Source organism: Anoxybacillus gonensis (assembly GCF_001187595.1).
Taxonomy (GTDB): domain Bacteria; phylum Bacillota; class Bacilli; order Bacillales; family Anoxybacillaceae; genus Anoxybacillus; species Anoxybacillus gonensis.
Map to the genome: position 1 here is coordinate 1,632,003 of NZ_CP012152.1, position 17,876 is coordinate 1,649,878.

General features: G+C 40.6%; 15 protein-coding genes. 1 reads left to right on the top strand and 14 read right to left on the bottom strand.

The genetic code is table 11. The features are described 5' to 3' along the window. Positions 1 to 9: 9 nt before the first annotated feature. From AFK25_RS08520 to AFK25_RS08560, 9 genes are all read right to left on the bottom strand, one after another. Complete coding sequence (locus AFK25_RS08520) at positions 10 to 1,932, bottom strand: 3'-5' exonuclease (protein WP_035067020.1); 1,923 nt, start codon at positions 1,930 to 1,932, stop codon at positions 10 to 12. Positions 1,933 to 2,038: 106 nt separating this feature from the next. Continuing rightward, positions 2,039 to 3,142 (bottom strand): coiled-coil domain-containing protein, encoded by a 1,104-nt coding sequence (locus tag AFK25_RS08525; RefSeq protein WP_240483447.1) that lies wholly within the window; start codon positions 3,140 to 3,142, stop codon positions 2,039 to 2,041. Continuing rightward, positions 3,066 to 3,473 (bottom strand): AAA family ATPase, encoded by a 408-nt coding sequence (locus AFK25_RS08530; RefSeq protein WP_035067018.1) that lies wholly within the window; start codon positions 3,471 to 3,473, stop codon positions 3,066 to 3,068. The genes AFK25_RS08525 and AFK25_RS08530 overlap by 77 nt, the downstream gene beginning before the upstream one ends. A 399-nt stretch (positions 3,474 to 3,872) precedes the next feature. Continuing rightward, a complete protein-coding gene (locus tag AFK25_RS08535; RefSeq protein WP_035067016.1) occupies positions 3,873 to 6,299 on the bottom strand; it encodes a DEAD/DEAH box helicase family protein in 2,427 nt (808 codons plus the stop codon). Further along, positions 6,292 to 6,618, bottom strand: a complete 327-nt coding sequence (locus AFK25_RS08540; protein ID WP_035067090.1) for a nucleoside triphosphate pyrophosphohydrolase — start codon at positions 6,616 to 6,618, stop codon at positions 6,292 to 6,294. Before AFK25_RS08540 ends, AFK25_RS08535 begins: the two co-directional genes overlap by 8 nt. A 143-nt stretch (positions 6,619 to 6,761) precedes the next feature. Beyond that, entirely contained in the window at positions 6,762 to 7,874 is a 1,113-nt protein-coding gene (locus AFK25_RS08545) for a Ger(x)C family spore germination protein (RefSeq protein WP_049720889.1), read from the bottom strand. Next, positions 7,871 to 9,307, bottom strand: a complete 1,437-nt coding sequence (locus tag AFK25_RS08550) for a spore germination protein (RefSeq protein ID WP_049720890.1) — start codon at positions 9,305 to 9,307, stop codon at positions 7,871 to 7,873. Before AFK25_RS08550 ends, AFK25_RS08545 begins: the two co-directional genes overlap by 4 nt. Positions 9,308 to 9,313: 6 nt before the next feature. Next, a complete protein-coding gene (locus AFK25_RS08555; protein WP_049720939.1) occupies positions 9,314 to 10,381 on the bottom strand; it encodes a GerAB/ArcD/ProY family transporter in 1,068 nt (355 codons plus the stop codon). 131 nt (positions 10,382 to 10,512) lie between these two features. After that, positions 10,513 to 12,342, bottom strand: coding sequence for a monovalent cation:proton antiporter family protein (locus AFK25_RS08560; protein WP_035067079.1), 1,830 nt, complete (start codon positions 12,340 to 12,342; stop codon positions 10,513 to 10,515). A gap of 109 nt (positions 12,343 to 12,451) precedes the next feature. Here AFK25_RS08560 and speD point away from each other — a divergent pair, with 109 nt between their 5' ends. Continuing rightward, positions 12,452 to 13,225, top strand: coding sequence for an adenosylmethionine decarboxylase (speD, locus tag AFK25_RS08565; RefSeq protein ID WP_035067014.1), 774 nt, complete (start codon positions 12,452 to 12,454; stop codon positions 13,223 to 13,225). Here speD and bioC read toward each other — a convergent pair. The 5 genes from bioC to AFK25_RS08590 all read right to left on the bottom strand — a co-directional run bounded on the left by bioC (position 13,218) and on the right by AFK25_RS08590 (position 17,858). Continuing rightward, positions 13,218 to 13,985: a malonyl-ACP O-methyltransferase BioC gene (gene bioC, locus AFK25_RS08570; protein WP_026011644.1), complete on the bottom strand. Its 768-nt coding sequence runs from the start codon at positions 13,983 to 13,985 to the stop codon at positions 13,218 to 13,220. The two genes, speD and bioC, sit on opposite strands and share 8 nt — an antisense overlap. Beyond that, positions 13,978 to 14,658: an alpha/beta fold hydrolase gene (locus tag AFK25_RS08575; protein WP_035067012.1), complete on the bottom strand. Its 681-nt coding sequence runs from the start codon at positions 14,656 to 14,658 to the stop codon at positions 13,978 to 13,980. The genes bioC and AFK25_RS08575 overlap by 8 nt, the downstream gene beginning before the upstream one ends. Further along, a complete protein-coding gene (gene bioF, locus AFK25_RS08580) occupies positions 14,655 to 15,824 on the bottom strand; it encodes an 8-amino-7-oxononanoate synthase (RefSeq protein ID WP_035067010.1) in 1,170 nt (389 codons plus the stop codon). Before bioF ends, AFK25_RS08575 begins: the two co-directional genes overlap by 4 nt. Before the next feature lie 61 nt (positions 15,825 to 15,885). Next, complete coding sequence (locus tag AFK25_RS08585; protein WP_019417569.1) at positions 15,886 to 16,893, bottom strand: FecCD family ABC transporter permease; 1,008 nt, start codon at positions 16,891 to 16,893, stop codon at positions 15,886 to 15,888. Beyond that, positions 16,890 to 17,858, bottom strand: a complete 969-nt coding sequence (locus AFK25_RS08590; RefSeq protein WP_009373606.1) for a FecCD family ABC transporter permease — start codon at positions 17,856 to 17,858, stop codon at positions 16,890 to 16,892. The genes AFK25_RS08585 and AFK25_RS08590 overlap by 4 nt, the downstream gene beginning before the upstream one ends. Positions 17,859 to 17,876: the final 18 nt, after the last annotated feature.

Consider the following 17,876-nt stretch of genomic DNA (forward strand, 5'->3'; position numbering starts at 1 on the left):
AGAACAAAGTTACGAACCATTTACGTTTTCTTCCTTTTTCTTCTGCAATCTGCTCGTGCGAATTTGCTCGAAATACCGTGTGAATTCGGACTCTCCTGAATAAGACAAACATAAGTATTCTTTCGCCCTTGTCATGCCGATATACAATAACGATACTTCCCGTTCACGGTCTTCTTCGAGTGCAAATGGCATGTTGTCCACATTGACAATAAACACCGCTTGAAAATCAAGTCCTTTACTACTTTCAATTGTGCTAATTTTAACGGTTTCTTCATCGCGGGAAAATTTTCGCTTTGTTGTTTCATCTTCCGCGAGCCAATAATAAGGGATTTGCTCTTTTTCCAACGTTCGCTTGATGACATCGATGATGTTTTGTTTATGCGTTCGTTTCACTCGATACAAAATAAGCATTTCGGAATACGGCACGTTTCTTTCTTCACGCAATCGTTTCATTTGCTTCGCAACAAATTTCATCTCTTCCCCAAAGTTCGTTGCTTTTACAATTGCCGGCTCCGGCCCTTTCCGCCGCGTACTTTGCGGGGCGATAATTTCCCCTTCAAACTCGCGTTGAGCCACTTTATTGCTTAGTACCGAATGCTCACGATAAAAATCCCATGCAAATTTCACGATTTGTGCCGTATTTCGATAATTAATCGTCAACACCTTAGAACGTCCTTGAAAACTTAATCCTGTATCTTGTACATACGATCGTTTTCGTTTATAAATTGTTTGTGCTCGATCTTCTACAAGAAGAAGCGATTTTGTTGCTGGATTTAATAATTTACTAATCAGCGCCAACCAGTCCGAAGAAAAATCTTGTCCTTCATCAACTAAAATAGCATCATACATTGGCAAAATGGCTTCTTTTTTATCTATTTTCTCTAATATATACGGAATTTGTTGTTCTGATATTTTTAAATCATGTTTCAACCATTCATGAAAGTTACGGACAATAATTTGATCGCCTACCGTTTTCGCCATCCCATCTTTTTTCGTAAAGTCAAAATCAAATAACGAATCTGGTTCATGTAACATATGGTGGAGCATTTGTCGAATCCCTTGCGCAAGCGAAATATTATAGCACAAAATTAAAATTTTCCAATCGGGATGTTGTTTCGCCAACAGCTTTGCTCGACTAGCTAAAATAAGCGTCTTTCCGCTTCCTGCCACTCCACGAATCAAACGGTTTTTATCTCCGAGCTGCTTTGCGAGATTTTCTTGGTGCAAATCCATCGCTTTAATGTCGTGAAGAGATAAAAGCACTTGATCTTGATATGGCATTGGTGGACGAAACTCCGCACTGATGCGCACCTCTGGAAAAAGATGATAACGAATCGCATCGATTTCCTCTTTCGTCAACGGCGTTCGCAAACGATACGGAACGACAAACATATTGCATATTTTTTCAAACAACACTTCTTCGCTAAACGTTTCTTTGTCCGGATCAATTTCATCACGCAACAAACAAAAATTCGGATCAACAACGGGATACAACTGCTTTTTCACTAAATCTTTTTGCGAAATTCGCGTAAACACAACTCCATAGCCATAAGGAAATTTCAGCTGGAATTGATATTTCCCTTCTAAGTGAACTAAATTTTTATCTTTTTTTAACGCATCCACAATGTGAAACGCATTATCTCTCGCTTGCTTAAACGGGCTTTTTACCGTCGCCTGCTCACCAGCACTACTTACAATCGTCCATTCATCATTATTCAAATGAAGCAATGTCGATAATGTATAATCTTTTACCTCAAGCACAACAAGCCCTAAATCAGGGCCAATAATGACAAAATCCGGACGTCTTCCTCGAATCTCCGGTTCATAGTAGACAATATAGTCATCTGGCAAATATGTTTTTAGCGTTCGAAACAACAATCGCTCCCCCGCCGTCGCACTCGAACGAATCGTTTCCGGAATCGTGTACGCCATCTAAACCAGCTCCAGTGGAAAATAGGATTTTTGTACCATTATAATATAAAATAAGCAAGTTGTGGCTAGAAAAATGAATAAAAGGATTGTTTTCTACATACCCCCACTATTTGGAGTACAATTGAAGAGGTGCCATTTTCTTTACACTCGCTGTAAAAATTTGAGTTGCAGGCGGATTTAAATGAGTAATGCTCTCTAAGTTATCAATAAAAATCGGATATGTGACATTCGTAAAGTGCCGAAAAATAGATGAAATTTCAATCATACATCTCATCTTTTCACTATACGATAAAATACGGTACGGCTTGTCATTGTAAAGTATTTGAAAATCAGGACGCAACTCTCCGTTTTTTAACTGCTTAAAAAGAACAATTTTTGTATTTGTCAATTTTTCATTAATTGTATCTTGTATGCTTTCAAAAACATGCGCAAGCTGGTGTTTTGCTAATTTAATTTCGGATTTAATGTTTTTGATGAGTAGTTCCCTTTTCTGAATGCTTTCCACAATCTCGCTTTTCTTTTGCTGCAAATTTTTTTGAAGAGTTTGTTGATTTTCAATCATTTTATGTTGATCAATGAGTCCTTTTCGTTTTTGAATCTCGACTTGTAATCGTTCAATTTCCAATTCTAACTCAGCCAACTGACCAGTCAGTTCCCGCTCTTTTTGTTCCAATTGATCCTTACGTGCGAGAAGCATCTTTTTTGAAAGATTGTTTTCATTAAGCAAGGACAAATATTCACGAGCTAACGGTTGTTTACAAAACGGACATGGTTCGGTTACCTTCAGTTCGTTGTATTTTTGCATATGTTCATACCGTACATCGATTTCCTGGATTTGTTTTTCAAAAGAAGTTCTAACTATATTCAATTTTTCCTTGCTCTTTAGTAATGTTTTTAAATGATGTTCATAGTTGCTTATCTCTGCTTCAACCTTGCTCATGTCGTATGATTTATTATACATTGAGTCGGAAAAAGCGGTAAACTCGTTTTCTAGAAGATTAAGTTGCCCATAGTAATAAGTAATGTTTTGTTTAAGCTTTTTCTCTTGCGCAAGTAGACTTTTTATTTTAGCTTCTAAATGCGCTATTGTAACGTCTACTTCATTTTTGTTAGGGAGTAACGAGATGAGAAATTCACGTGCTGTTTTTTTTTTCTTGTTCTGGAAACACATCTGAAAAAAAACTATAAATAAAAGCAGAATGATCTCCAATTAACCTCGAGAGTTGTTTCTGAGTTGTGGTGTTTTTGTTTAGAAGCAGTGTTTCTTTATTTCCATTGATGGAGCGTTCAATTTCTAAAGTGGCATTGTTTAATTGTACAACTATTTTAACAGACAGCGACTTTTTCCCTATTTGAACAAAGTCATGGACGTATGTTTTAAAACCGTGCTTTGTTACTCCATACAAGGCAAACACAATCGCATCCCCAATTGATGTTTTACCAGTAAAGTTATCTCCAAAAAAATGATTCGTATCCTTGAATTCGAAATGAGCATATGTATGGTTTTTGAAATGATAGAGTTCCAAAGATTGTATCTTCACGATCAACCACCCGCTTCCCATGATTTACTTTCAACAATTCAAATTCGTTTGCTTAGTTTCACAGCATAGACTCTCGTTTTTTGTTTACCTCTATCTCATTCGATGTAATGTCATAGGCTCGTTGCATATCACTTATCTAATTCCTTAACATAGAAATTTGACTATTCGATAATTGATACGAAGCATACTTGATTAGCAGAAGAAAAAAATTCATCTTCCAGTATTGCACAACTACAATCATCATAGTGCCAAGTCCTATATTGTGAGCTAAATCCGACAGTGTAATTTACCAAAACATAGTAGACTTTAAATTTTATTACTTGTATAAATTTTACAAATGCACTCCTTTTCAAACAAAAAATAGCTTTGTTCGAAAAGGAACTTGTACTATTACAGCTTTTAACTCTTCTCTCCACCTCTCCTCTCAAAATACACATGCAACCGATACTCGCAAATTTCTTGCGTCCATTTGTACAATAGATGTTCGTCTTCTGGTGCGATGGAAAAGGTTAGTGAGAAGACGTTGTTTTCAAACGAGATGAGTCCATTTGAGCTGCCGCTCCATTTTGTCATCGGCATTTTGGCGATAAGTTTCGCCACTTTTTGTTCGTCGTATTGCCATAGGCGTTTCGTTTCGCCGTCGGAGAAGTCGATACGTTTTCGATAGTCTTTCTCCATAAAGTATTGATGGAAAAATGGCGCGGCTTCGTTCGGCGTCATTGGCAAGTGCCAGCGTGACGACCCGCGGTTTAGCATCGCCTGCAAAACGACCATTTTGTAGCTTTTTGTCATCGTTGTTCGCTCAACTTCGACAAGCCATGATTCGTACTTTAAAAACACTTCTTTTTCGCGTTCGGACAATTCATCCGCCCAATAAAGAAACCCCACGTACGATTTAAACTCATCGCGATATTCTTTTGCGATGCTGCGGCCGTGCAAGTGAAGTTCAAGATACGTCGGGCGGCGGCCGAGTTGTTGTTTGACGTCATAATAGTCAATGAGCAATTTTTCTTTGCGCGGTTGCCGTTTTCGACGCATTTCCTCCAATAAGTGAACGACACGAACATCAAAGTCAATAACACATCCGTCTGGAACAACAGGAATAGTAGATTTTTGTTTTCTTTTTTCTTCTTTTTCTGTATCAAATAGTGCGAGTTTGACATCGGCATTGCGGTAGTTCCCGATCAAGTCAATAATGACGCAATACTGTTTGGCTGGATGGAGACGCAAGCCACGCCCAACTTGTTGCGTAAATATTGTGAGTGATTCCGTTGGACGAACGAATAATAACGTATCAACCGCTGGAATATCGACACCTTCATTAAATAAATCGACAGTAAAAATCGCGTCTAATTCACCTTTTTCGAGCAACGAAATCGCTTCCGTACGCGTGATATGTACTTGTTTAGAATGCAAGCTAACGGTACGGTAGCCGTGTTCGTTGAAATAATTTGCTAAAAAATCGGCTTGGCGAATGGAAGAGCAAAACACGAGCGTTTTCGTCTGTTTGTACTTCTCCCAAGCTTGCAAAATACGTTCTGCCATTTCTTCACGAAGTTGTACTTGCAATAGTTGTTCTTCATCATAGCGATTGCCGCGCCATGCGATTTTCGTATAATCTGTATCATCATATACGCCATAATAACGAAATGGCGCAAGCCACCCTCGCTGTACGGCTTCGATAAAATCGATGCGATACGCCACATTTCCGTCGCAAATGGCATATACGTCTTTATAGTCATTACGGTCAGGCGTAGCTGTAATGCCAAGTAAAAACTTTGGCTGGAAATAGGCAAGCACACGCTCATAAGACTTCGCCGCCGCATGATGAAATTCATCGACAACAATTAAATCGAACGCATCTTGTGCAAATATTTCAAGATGCTTTTTCATGCTTAACGTAAAAATAGATGCAAAAACGACATCTGCTTGTCCTTCTTTCGCTTTTCCATCATAAATGCCAAACGTCTTATGTGGAAGAACTTGCGCAAATGACCGTTTTGCCTGATGCAAAATTTCTTCGCGATGGGCGATAAATAGCACTCTTTGAAACTTTTGAGCGAAAAAAGCAGCTAAATACGTTTTTCCTAACCCCGTCGCCATGACGACCATCGCGCGATCGTATCCTTCGGCATATGTTGCTTCCAATTGGGCGAGTGCTTCAACTTGCGCAAAGCGTGGCTGAATCACCCCGTACGGTACTTTTTCATCATGAATGATTTCTGTTTCTTGTTCCGTTTCAATAGGAAGCATAAATTCTAATTCTTCTAACTTTGTCCATTGTCGCACGAGATTTGCATGACGTTGGTGGTAATCAGCGTATTGCTTTTCATAGTCTTTTACTGTCTCCTCGTTCACTTGCACCGTTTGTTCAGCATAAAAAAGAGTTAAAAACTCATTCATCACTTCCGCAAACACACGTTCTTCCACACATTTATGTATGCCGATATTCCATTCTACACCGCTCGTTAGCGCAGAACGCGATAAATTGGAAGAACCGATAATAAAATAGCCGTCATTTTCATGTTCAAACAAATACGCTTTCGGATGAAAAGAAATGCCCTCGCTTTTCCATAAACGAATTTCGATATTCGGGTGGATCGCTATGAGTTCACGTAACGCGTCTGGCTGTGTGACATATAAATAATCCCCAGCACAAATTTTAATATCGGCTCCTCGTTCAGCCGCTTTTTTTAACGGCTCTTTTATTATATCGACCCCCGACTTCATCACAAACGACGTCAATATGTAAATCGTGGAAGCCGTTTCAATCTGTTCAGTTAACTTTTCAATTAGACGACCTTTGACAAACTCGATTTTACTCATCATGTACCTCAATTAAGAAAATTTTTTCCTTAAATCCGCCTCGTTTCTCGGCTTTCGATGCACGAATTGCTTCGACTTGCTCGATTGTCGCTCCATGGCATTCGGCAAGTGCATGTACGATTTCTAACAAATCCGCCAACTCCTCCACAGCCGTCACATCATCCGGTGCGTTCATATATTCCTCCAACTCCTCAAACGCCTTCTTCCGCAACTGTTGCCGATACTCTTCATCACTTAACGTGCGCGTTGTACATGTCTTCCCAGCTGCTTCGATGACTTGTGGAATGTTGTCACGAACAAGTTTATTATAAACAGGCATCATGATCCTCTCCTATCTCTGTCCTTTATCTATTACATATTTTACTAAATATCTCTTTCATGAGAAAGCACTTATTTGTTGGGAAGGACATGCCATTTGCTTGATGAATGCTATCCATTATTGTTTTACGAAATGTATCGTAGTCATGAATTTTTCAATTTGCCTGTGCTAATGATGTTAATATGAACAGAAACATCTCCCATTTCATAAGGAAAAATGATTGTTTTTCTCCCTACTATTTTGTTATTATCTAACCATCCATTTACATTAAGTACATCTGCATAAATATTTAAGCCTTCACGATACGTATTCCATATTTCCCCTTCGATAATGCTCTCTGTTTTATGTTTTATTTTTTTTAAAGAAATTTCTTTTATTTTTTCATTCATAATCCCTTTGCCACTTATATGTAGAAATATTTGTTTCCCTTTTGTTCTTATTGAAATACGCAAGTTTTCAACTGTGACAGAAGCAAGTGGTTCATCATTTTCAACAACAATGACTGATGATTTTTCCATCTTTTGATCGAGCCAACGCATACCTAATAACTTCGATTCCGATAACCATCCTTGTAGATGATGGTCAATTAAAAAATGAGCACCTGATATTTTTAATAAAGGTTTCCGTTGATTGTCCGACTGCCAAGTTTTTGTAGAGAGACTTAACGAAGGAATGTACACCGTTTTTTTAGTTGTTGATGCATCTGCTAAATATTCAAAAAAACGTACAGGTCGAATGACAGAATACTGCCTGTACAATTCGTTAGGTTCATGTAAAATATTTGATAGGGCAGATAATTTAAAAAAAGATTTAGCTTGGAAAATACGATCAATTTTTTCTCTCGTGCTAAATAACCAAATATTATAACGAACTTCTCGATAGCGATTCACAAAGTCAATTGCTTGCTTTAAGTTCGTTTTCAGTACACGTTCAGATAAAACAATGGCAGAAATATGTCCCCAAAAAAGACGTTGCTGCGCCTCTTTTGTTAACGCATCAACAGCCTCTTGGATCGTTTTCCCATTTCTTTTTCCAATCCAAATGGGAGGAGATTTTTCTGGAAACCCGCCTTCTAACTTGGCGACATTTGAAAAATCAAGAACTTGTGCAAAAACAACGAACTCTTTTTTCTCTTCATCGAAGTCAATACCGATCGCTGTCACATAATTAATATCTTGAATTTCTTTTATATTCCAACACCCACTTAAAAGAAAAGATAAGCTAAAAATAATAAAGAAAAATAAACTAGTTCTCATTCACCCTCCCCCCTTTGATGCTGCGCTTTCTTCAAAAATAATGGGCGATAATTCGAAAAATGAGTCATCGGATGCAAAAGCGTTTGTACCGCTTCTCTCCAAGTTAACCCATATGAACTCAATAACAACAAATACGGAACACCAAATGAGCGCAACCGTGCCAAATAAATAACAATAATAAAAAAAGACGAAAAAAATCCAAACAAACCTAAAGAAGCAGATAAAATCAAACATCCCATTCTTAAAAGAGTAACTGACCCTGCTAAAACTTGATTACTAATCGTATAACTAGCCAACGTAGAAAGTGCAACAATAACAACGACAGATGGTGAAATGAAACCAGCACGTATTGCTGCATCACCAATAATTAATCCTCCTACTACCGTTAACGTTTGACCGATCGAGGACGGCAGCCGTGCTCCTGCCTCTCGAAATAGTTCTAACAATGTAAATACAACAATAATCTCCATCGGAGCTGGAAATGGAAGACCTAATCTTGCCATTGTAACAGTCGCCAGAAGTGGAAAAGGAATCTGATCTTGATGGTAAGAAATAAGCGCTGTCCAAAAACCCGGCAAAAACACAGCGATAATCAACCCAATCAAGCGAAAGAGACGACTAAACGAAACAATGTAATAAGGAAAATGAAGGTCTTCTGGAGACTTAAGTAAAAAAGTTAAATTTGTCGGACCAACAATAGCTGTAGGATTACCTTCAACTAAAATAGCAAATCTCCCTTTCAATAACGCCTGTGCAACAAAATCTGGTCGTGTAGAATCAGCAATCATCGGAACGATTGAAGCAGGATCATCTTCCACTAAACACTCGAACTGAGTAGTTGAATAAACGCCATCAAAATCAATGTTTTCAATTCTTTTTATTACTTCCTTCAAAATTTGTTTATTCACAATATCTTCCATATATAGCAAAGCAACTAGCGTTTTTGACTTCGTACCGACAGTGAATTTTTTATAGCACAAATGAGTCGACTTTAAACGTTTGCGCAAAAGGGCTATATTTGTCTCTAAATCCTCAACAAATCCTTCGCGTGGACCACGTATGGCAATTTCTGATTTCGATTCATCGACTGCACGCTTCGGCTTATTTGCTACATTAATTGCCATGACATGCATTTGTCTTGGTAAATAAAAAATTACATATCCATCCAAAACATGTTCTGATAATTCATGCAATGTAATTGTCAAAGGTAGCATCTCCCCTTGAACAAGCTCAATTACCTGCTTCCACTCTTCCCCTTCTATAACCGCTAAAATGAATGGCACAATATTCTTATTCAAATATTCTTTATCAACTACTGATTCACAATAGATCACAATCGCTTCGCGCACAGTATATACTTTCACATCATCATATTTTGAGAAAAAGTTTATCAGTTTTCCTATATTAGCTTCTTTTAATACCTCGTTTTTCATTTTTTATCATCCTTTTTTAGTTATGGTAAGCAATCCTATAAAAACAGAAAGAGTAATAAAAAAGCATAACGACATGGGAAAATATATATGACGAACAAACTCATAGAATTGAGCATCTCCAATAGGAATAAGTGAAACCATCACTAAAAAAGCACAGGTGATACGAAGTAACCATTTTTGATAAGGCGTCTGCAAAGGAAAAAGATCTACTATCACAAACAAAATAAAACACACTCTAATAAGTGATCCTGATAACCATTGATAGATAGAGAAGAAATCAACGTGCGAAATATACTTTCCGATTTGTAACATCCGCCATTGTTCATATGCCGGATACCTTTGATTTACCGCCTCTGACACATTAAAAATGGTAATACTACCCATAAGCGGCCCTAATGTCAATCCGACTAAAATCATTCCTAATATCCATATATTTTTAAACTGAATAGTCGGCTTTATTCTTTGTTGTAAAAATATTAGTAAAGCAAGTTCAACGAGTCCCCCTGCACTATATGCCACTCCTCTTAACATCGGAAGCATACCCTTTTCGAAAATAGGAAATAACCGCGTGTAGTCTTTGTATAAAAAATTAGTTGTCATTACAAAAAAACCGAGAATCACGACGAAAAATAAAATAACGCCTGCAGCAATAGCCAATGATTGAATATTCGAAGATACACAGATATAAGTGATAAGTACAAATAGTACACTTAAAATAAAAATAGGTGTTTGCGGAAAGTACGATGTAATTGTCCATGTTAACGTATCTTTTATAGTGACAGACATCATTAAAAAAAGAAATAAAGCGATCATGATGCAAAAAGCCCAAGCAATAAATCTCCCCATTCGCTGACTAACCCATTCAAAAAAAGTTTGTCCATTCATTTTCTTAATGATTCGATAAAGGAAAAGTAGCCATATCGTATACAAAATTGCGGTTACTAAAATAGACACCCATGCATCCCGACCAGCGACCTCTAGCAAAACAGGTATAACCATTACATGATTTACAAGCCCAACACTTAACATAAAAACAATGATTACTTGCTTTGGAGAAATCGTCTGATCACTCATTTCATTCAACCCTGCCTTATATTTTTTCAGCAATATATCATTTCCATATATGAAAAAAATATGCGGTTAAAAAGAAAACGGCTTCCTGAATGGAAACCGTCCGTTTATTTCATTATTGACATTTAGCGAGATCAATGATACTCCCCCTCTAACAGCTCGCGCAATTCTTTTACATATTCCTCCGATCCGGTGACGATCATGCGGTCGCCGATGCGCATTTCGGTGTCTCCGTGTGGAACGATCGATTCGTGCCCACGGAAAATGCGGACGATGATGCAGTCGCCGAGAAATGGGAATTGGCGAAGGAGCACACCGTGATAAGCAAGGTTGTTCATTTCTATTTCATGCAATGTGATGTCGCGGTGTGTCAACATATGGACAACGTTTGGTGATTCAATAAATGCTTTTAACATCGCTCCGGCTGATAGGGCGAGAGAAATGGTTTCAACGCCAACGTCTTTTAATTGTTGGACAATGGATGGGGACTCGGCGAAGGCGATGACGCGTGAAGCCCCTTGTTGTTTTGCCCACGTGGCGATTTGGGCGTTCGTCTGTTCGTTACCTGTCAAAACGACGACAACGTCAGCTGTTAGTGCCTCATGTGCTTGTAACGTTTCGAATGAATAATCATCGATATCGACAATCGGGAAAATATGTTCCGTTTGTTCAATTTTATCTTGGCGAATATGGTACAATGTCGGTTCATATTCATCGGCACGCAAATCGCGAACAGCCGCAAGTGTAAATTGATTTGTCCCGATGAGTTTGACAACTTTTTTCCGATCCTCTTTTTCCACTCGATATAATTTTTTAAACATAATTGGTGAAACGACGCTCGTGAGTACAGCGACTAAAATTAACGCCCCTTTCATATTTTCATCAATCATTCCCATTCGCTCTGCGATCGTTGCAGCAGCGATGACGAGTGAAAGCGTCGAGACGAGTAAAAAGCCTGCCGCAAGCGTTGTCTTTCGATCGTACCAAATGCGTAACATATACACCGGAACGACTTTAGAAATGACAAGTGCGATAAATAAAAGTGGAATAAGCAATAAAATATCAAATTGTGTAAACAACGGGCGCAAGTCTAAATTGACACCAACCATCACGAAAAAAATCGGGATAAAAAAGCCGTAGCCAAATGAGTCAAGCTTATGAACGAAATCTTGATTTGGCGCCAATAAAGAAACGAGCACCCCGGCAAGAAACGCTCCTAAAATGTTTTCAGCACCAAGCGTTTCTGATAACGCGACGAGAACGATAATAAGCGCAAATACAGCGCGCGTGCCAATTTGAATTGTCCCTTTTGCCATCGTTTCGATAAACGAACGTTTTTTAAAATATTTCCCTGCAAAATAAAACAACACACCAACGAGAAATAAACCGAGCAATAACCATGTGTTTCCATGGCTCGGATCATACGTCGATACAAAAACAGCTAACAACACCATCGTGACTAAATCTGCAATAACCGCAATTAATAAAATGGTTTGTCCGATGGTTGTCTTCATTAATTGCGCATCTTTCAGCGTCGGAACGACAACACCAAGCGAGATGGTCGAAATGATGAGCGTCATTAAAAAGGCGTTATCGATGTAACCGAACCAAACAAATGTGTAAGAAAGACCGAGCGAAACGAGAAAAATGCCGACAAATATAATAGAAGCGACGAAAAACGCATTCGGCTCTTTTTCTCCCTTCCTCTTCTTTTTGTTTGCGAAAGCAGAAAAATCAATTTCTAACCCGCTTAAAAACATTAAAAACAAAAACCCTAACGTCGATAACGTCTCGAGCCACATATCTTGTTCAACAATATTGAACCCTGTCTTCCCGATGATAATCCCTACAATAATTTCCGCCACCACGACAGGAATCATGTGCAGACGAAAACGATGCAATAAAAGTGGCGTGAGGAACGCGGCAACGATGACAATAACTAATGATGAAAGCGATGCATGCATCATTTATCCCTCCTTCCAATCTTTTCACCCATTATATAAGTTTGTGAGCAAAGTTACAATTTTTTCGCATAAACGGGGCAACATAAGAAAAAAGAAAGGAAGATGCATCATGAAACTACACGGATTTAACAACTTAACAAAGTCGCTTAGTTTTAATATGTACGATATTTGTTATACAAAGAGCGCAAGTGAGCGGGAAGCTTACATTGCATACATTGACGAAGTGTATAATGCGGATCGGTTGACGAGCATTTTAAAAAATGTGGCGGATATCATTGGCGCGCATATTTTAAATGTCGCCAAACAAGATTACGTTCCTCAAGGGGCCAGTGTGACGATGCTCATTTCAGAAGGACCGATTGAAGTGCCAAAAGAAGAACCGCCTGTGCCACAAGCGGTCGTTTGTGCCCTTGATAAAAGCCATATTACCGTACATACATATCCCGAATATCATCCGAACGATGGAATTAGCACGTTTCGGGCTGATATTGATGTCGCCACGTGCGGGGAAATCTCACCATTGAAAGCACTTGATTATTTAATTCGCTCATTTGAGACCGATATTATGATTATCGACTATCGCGTGCGCGGATTTACACGCGAGATTTCCGGGAAAAAGCTATTTATTGATCACGATATTACATCGATTCAAAACTACATTCCTGACGACATTCGCAAACAATACGATATGATTGATGTGAATGTGTATCAAGAACATATTTTCCATACGAAATGTAAATTGCGCGATTTTGATTTAGATAGCTATTTGTTTGAGCTGTCTAAAGATCAGCTCACAAAAGAAGAAGTAGAAGACATTACACAAAAATTACGCATAGAAATGGATGAAATTTTTTACGGAAAAAACATGACGCTACCTAACTAATGTCGATCCAAATGCAATGGTATGTCGCACGAATAAACCCTTGTTCCGAAAAACGTTGTTCATATTCATGCATCATTGTTTTAAATACAGACGGTCGTTGACAATAGCGACCAGATGTACTATTCGTTGCGCCAATATGGCGAAGCGATAAAAAAAAGTCGCGCACAGATGGAAAATATTCGACTTCAAACTGCTCGTGGCCACGCGCATGGGAATGCATATGCAGCCACTCATGAAATGTCGGAAACGATGGTCCGATGCGAAGCGGTTCATGAATATGTTGTTTCGCTAACGCATAAGCAAACGATGTATGCAGCTCGTAAAACGTTCGGTCGCCAAATGTTGAAAAAAGAAGTTGTCCCCCTTCGTTTCTTCGTTCGGCGAGTTTGGCGATCGTTTGTTTTGGATTTGTGAACCATTGAAACGTGGCATTCGAAATCATTAAATCGTACGTTTCATGTAGCGTTACTTCTTCTACATCCGCACAAAGCCACGTCACCGGCGCATCCCCTAGTCGTTCTTTTGCGACTTCAATCATGCCCGGGGCAATATCGACAGCGGTGAGCTGTGCATGTGGATAGGCGTCATACAGCAATTTTGTCAAATATCCTGTGCCACAACCAATTTCTAAAATTGTTTTTGGCGGGCGACAAATGCGTGCCATTAACTCGTGCGCCATCTTTTTTTGGACGTTTGCGAACTGGTCGTACGTATTTGCTCGTTCGCTAAATCGCTTTTGCATCAATTGTTTATCAATCATTTTTCCCACCGCCTAACCACGTTTCAATGTAATGGGCGCACACGCTTGGTTGCGTGACGTGCGGGGCGTGTCCGACATTTGGCATAAGCATAAATGTACAATCGTTTGTTCGTTTGTATATATATTGAGCGGCTTGCGGCGGACAAATGCGATCACATTCTCCGTGAATAAGTAATAGGGGAACACGAATGCTTGACAGCTTGTCGCGCACATCTGTGTTGAGTAAATAGTCTAGTCCGAGCAGCAAGTCAGGCGTATGACGATACATATACGGGAACGGCTCTGCCTCTTCCTCGCCCCATAACATATCAATAAATGATTGTATCGTTTTTTCCGGCTGGCGTAGCAATTGTTCTTTCATTCGTTCAACCACGCGCGCATGCCAACCGATCCGATAATGGTCTGTCATCGTAAATCGGCTCGTTCCCCCGATACATACGAGCGCTTGAACATGTTCATGCATCGCAAGCTGTAAAGCGACGAGCGATCCGAGCGACCAACCGATCACAAGAGATGGAACGGTTAGGGCTTCTTCTGCTTTCTCTAAAAAATGATCGACATCACGCATATGCTCCCATGCGACGACGGTCACATGGCTTGGCTGAAGCGCGTGAATGAGCGGGGTAAACACTTCTCCTTTCATCCCCCATCCTGGCAATAATAACACGTTCACGCGATCAACCCCATTTCTTTTCCGACTGCACAAATGTGCTCAAGCGCCCAATCGATTTGTTGTTTTGTCATCGTTGCCATGAGCGAAAAACGAATGCGTGCCGTTCCTTCTGGGACCGTTGGTGGACGAATTGCCACGGCGAAAATGCCACGCTCGCGCAATCGGGCACTAAACGCTAGCGCCCGTTCGTTGTCGCCAACGATCAGGGGCACAATGTGCGTCGTACTTTCACCTATATGAAACCCCGCCTGTTGAAGACGCGTGCGAAAATGGTCGCTTAACGCACATAAATGGTAACGCCGTGCCGGCTCTTTTTGTACAACGTCAATCGCGGCATAAATGGCGCCAAGTACGCTTGGAGGTAGCGCTGTTGTAAAAATAAACGGTCTCATCGTGTTTATCAAATAATCGATGAACACGCGCTTTCCAGCGACATAAGCCCCATATGAACCGAGCGCTTTGCTGAAAGTTCCCATATGTACGTCTACATGTTGTGCCACTTGACATTCGTGAGCCATTCCTTCTCCGTTTTTTCCATATACACCGCTTGCATGCGCTTCATCAACGACGAGTATCGCTCCGTATGCTTCCTTTAACGAAACAAGTTCGCGCAATGGAGCGACGTCGCCGTCCATGCTGAAAATCGTGTCGGTAACGATCAGTTTGCGTTTATGTTTGTCTGTCTTTTTTAATAGCGTTTCTAAATGATCAATGTCAGCGTGACGGTAGCGTTTGACTTCTGCCCGGCTTAATATGGCGCCATCCACAATGCTTGCATGATTCCATTTGTCGCTGAAAATGACCGCATCTCGTCCTGCTAAAGAAGAAAGAATGCCGACATTTGCTGTGTATCCACTATTGACGATGAGTGCAGCTTCATAGCCTTTCCAACGAATAAGCACATCTTCTGCCTGTTCGTATAGCGGATGGTTGCCGACAACAAGGCGGGACGCGGTTGCTCCAACGCCGTATGTTCTCGTTGCTTCCATACTCGCTTGAATTAATCGTTCGTCATTCGCTAATCCTAAATAGTTGTTTGACGAAAAATTAAATGCATGTTGTCCGTCTATACGTATAAAACACCCATCGCTTTCCACGTTGACTAACGCTCGTTTTTGCGCTTTTTTCTCGAGCTGTTCTATATGTGTTTGCAACTCTTCCCACAATGTCCCTCTCCCCTTTGCAAACCTCATGAAAAGAAAAGTTTACAAATATCTTATCATACGTTTATTTCTTTTTCCATAATAAATAAACGAAATAAGGCGCGCCAATGAGCGATACGAGCACACCCGCCGGAAGACCATCTGGCTCAATTAAGTTGCGTCCAACTGTATCAGCAAACAGCAACAACGCCCCTCCCATTAACATCGCAACAGGTAAACTTAACTCGTTGCGCGGCCCAACAAGCGCACGAGCCATGTGCGGCGCCATTAAACCGACGAATGCAATGCCCCCTGTAACAGAAACGGCCGATGCCGCAAGTGCCACTGCTGTAAGCAATAAAACAAGCCGTTCACGATCGAGCGATACGCCGATGCCAATCGCTACCGAATCGCTTAACTGCAATGCATTGAGGCGATGAGCTTTATATAAAACGAACGGAACGAGAATAATAAGCCACGGCAACAATGCGAGAACAAACGCCCAATCGAGCCCCCAAATGCCGCCAGCTAACCATTTTGCAATAAAGTCGACTTTCGTTCGATCAGCTCCTGAAATGAGGACGATCATTAAACCTGAAAACGCAGTGGCAAAACCGATTCCAATTAACACGAGACGAATCGGTTGAAGTCCTGTTTGCTTATTGTATGACAACATATAAATGAGGATAGCTGTCAGTAGCGCACTGAAAAAAGCGACGAGCGGAATAATGTAGGCAAATGATTCCGCTTGAATCGGAATAAATAAAAAGAACAAGGCGACTCCCACACCTGCTCCGGCGTTTATACCGATAACACCTGGATCGGCTAAGTCATTGCGCATGACAACTTGTAAAATGGCACCAGACAACGCTAAAGCCATTCCCGCAAGCAACGTGATCGCGATGCGCGGCAAACGAATGGAGAAAAGAACGAATTGTTCTTTAAACGTTCCTTCACCTAAAAGCACCGGGATCAATCGGTCAAAAGATAAAGAAGAATAGCCTGTCCCCATGCTGATGATCGCTGTCATGCAAATGAGCGTAAATAATACGAGCAAAATGATGCGTTGTTTTTTTCGTAGAGGTACGATCACAACCCTTTTCCTCCTTTACGAACGATGAAAAGAAAAAACGGAAGCCCCATGACCGCCACAACTGCTACAACAGGCGTTTCATACGGTGCGTGAATCGTTCGGGCAATCGTATCGGCAAACAACATAAATGTCGCCCCACCGATCGCGCTCATCGGTAAAATGAAACGATAATCCGTTCCGACAAACAAACGAACAAGATGTGGGATCATTAAGCCGACAAATGCTAAATTTCCGACAAGAGCTACAGATGCACCGGCTAAAATAATGACAATGAAAAAAAGAATCGTTTTTACGCGCGTCAGTTGTTGACCGAGCCCGACCGCTACTTCTTCACTCATACTTAAAATCGTTAATTGACGGCTTTGCCAAAAAGCAATAAGCATCGCCAAACAAATAAATGGCGTAACGATTTGTAACTCATGCCACGTTGTACCCATCATCCCGCCAGCCGTCCACATCGATACGTCTTTTGATACTTTATATATAAGTCCGATCCCTTCTGCGACGGCGTATAAAAAAGTAGAAATCGCCGCTCCTGCTAAGACGATGCGAAACGGTGAAAATTGTTTTGCGCCAATGCTAAAAACGAGCAACCCTCCAAGCGCTGCCCCGCCAAAACAAGCGAACACCGTTTCGATATAGTTTGCGGAAGGGAAAAAGGCAAACATCATCGCTAAAGCAGCGTTCGCCCCTGCGGTTAGCCCAATGAGTCCGGGATCAGCGAGAGGGTTGCGGGTCATCCCTTGCATCACAGCTCCGGCTACAGCGAGAGCGGCTCCAACAACAGCCGCAGCCGTTTCACGCGGCAGGCGAACTTCGTGAATCATCGTCGCTATTTTGTTTGTCTCTGGCGCTGTAATCGCTAGCCAGACGTCTTTGATTGTCGTATCCGCCGCTCCGATAACAATGGAGCAAACGAATGTCACAAACAATGCAACACATGCGAACAAAAATTTTTTCAGCATACGCACCCTCTCTTTTCC

Coding starts and splice junctions, on each gene's coding strand:
- AFK25_RS08590 (WP_009373606.1), bottom strand. CDS start 17,858: ATGCTGAAAAAATTTTTGTTCGCATGTGTTGCATTGTTTGTGACATTC.
- AFK25_RS08520 (WP_035067020.1), bottom strand. CDS start 1,932: ATGGCGTACACGATTCCGGAAACGATTCGTTCGAGTGCGACGGCGGGG.
- bioC (WP_026011644.1), bottom strand. CDS start 13,985: ATGATTGATAAACAATTGATGCAAAAGCGATTTAGCGAACGAGCAAAT.
- AFK25_RS08545 (WP_049720889.1), bottom strand. CDS start 7,874: ATGAGAACTAGTTTATTTTTCTTTATTATTTTTAGCTTATCTTTTCTT.
- AFK25_RS08555 (WP_049720939.1), bottom strand. CDS start 10,381: ATGAGTGATCAGACGATTTCTCCAAAGCAAGTAATCATTGTTTTTATG.
- speD (WP_035067014.1), top strand. CDS start 12,452: ATGAAACTACACGGATTTAACAACTTAACAAAGTCGCTTAGTTTTAAT.
- AFK25_RS08540 (WP_035067090.1), bottom strand. CDS start 6,618: ATGCCTGTTTATAATAAACTTGTTCGTGACAACATTCCACAAGTCATC.
- AFK25_RS08560 (WP_035067079.1), bottom strand. CDS start 12,342: ATGCATGCATCGCTTTCATCATTAGTTATTGTCATCGTTGCCGCGTTC.
- AFK25_RS08550 (WP_049720890.1), bottom strand. CDS start 9,307: ATGAAAAACGAGGTATTAAAAGAAGCTAATATAGGAAAACTGATAAAC.
- AFK25_RS08535 (WP_035067016.1), bottom strand. CDS start 6,299: ATGAGTAAAATCGAGTTTGTCAAAGGTCGTCTAATTGAAAAGTTAACT.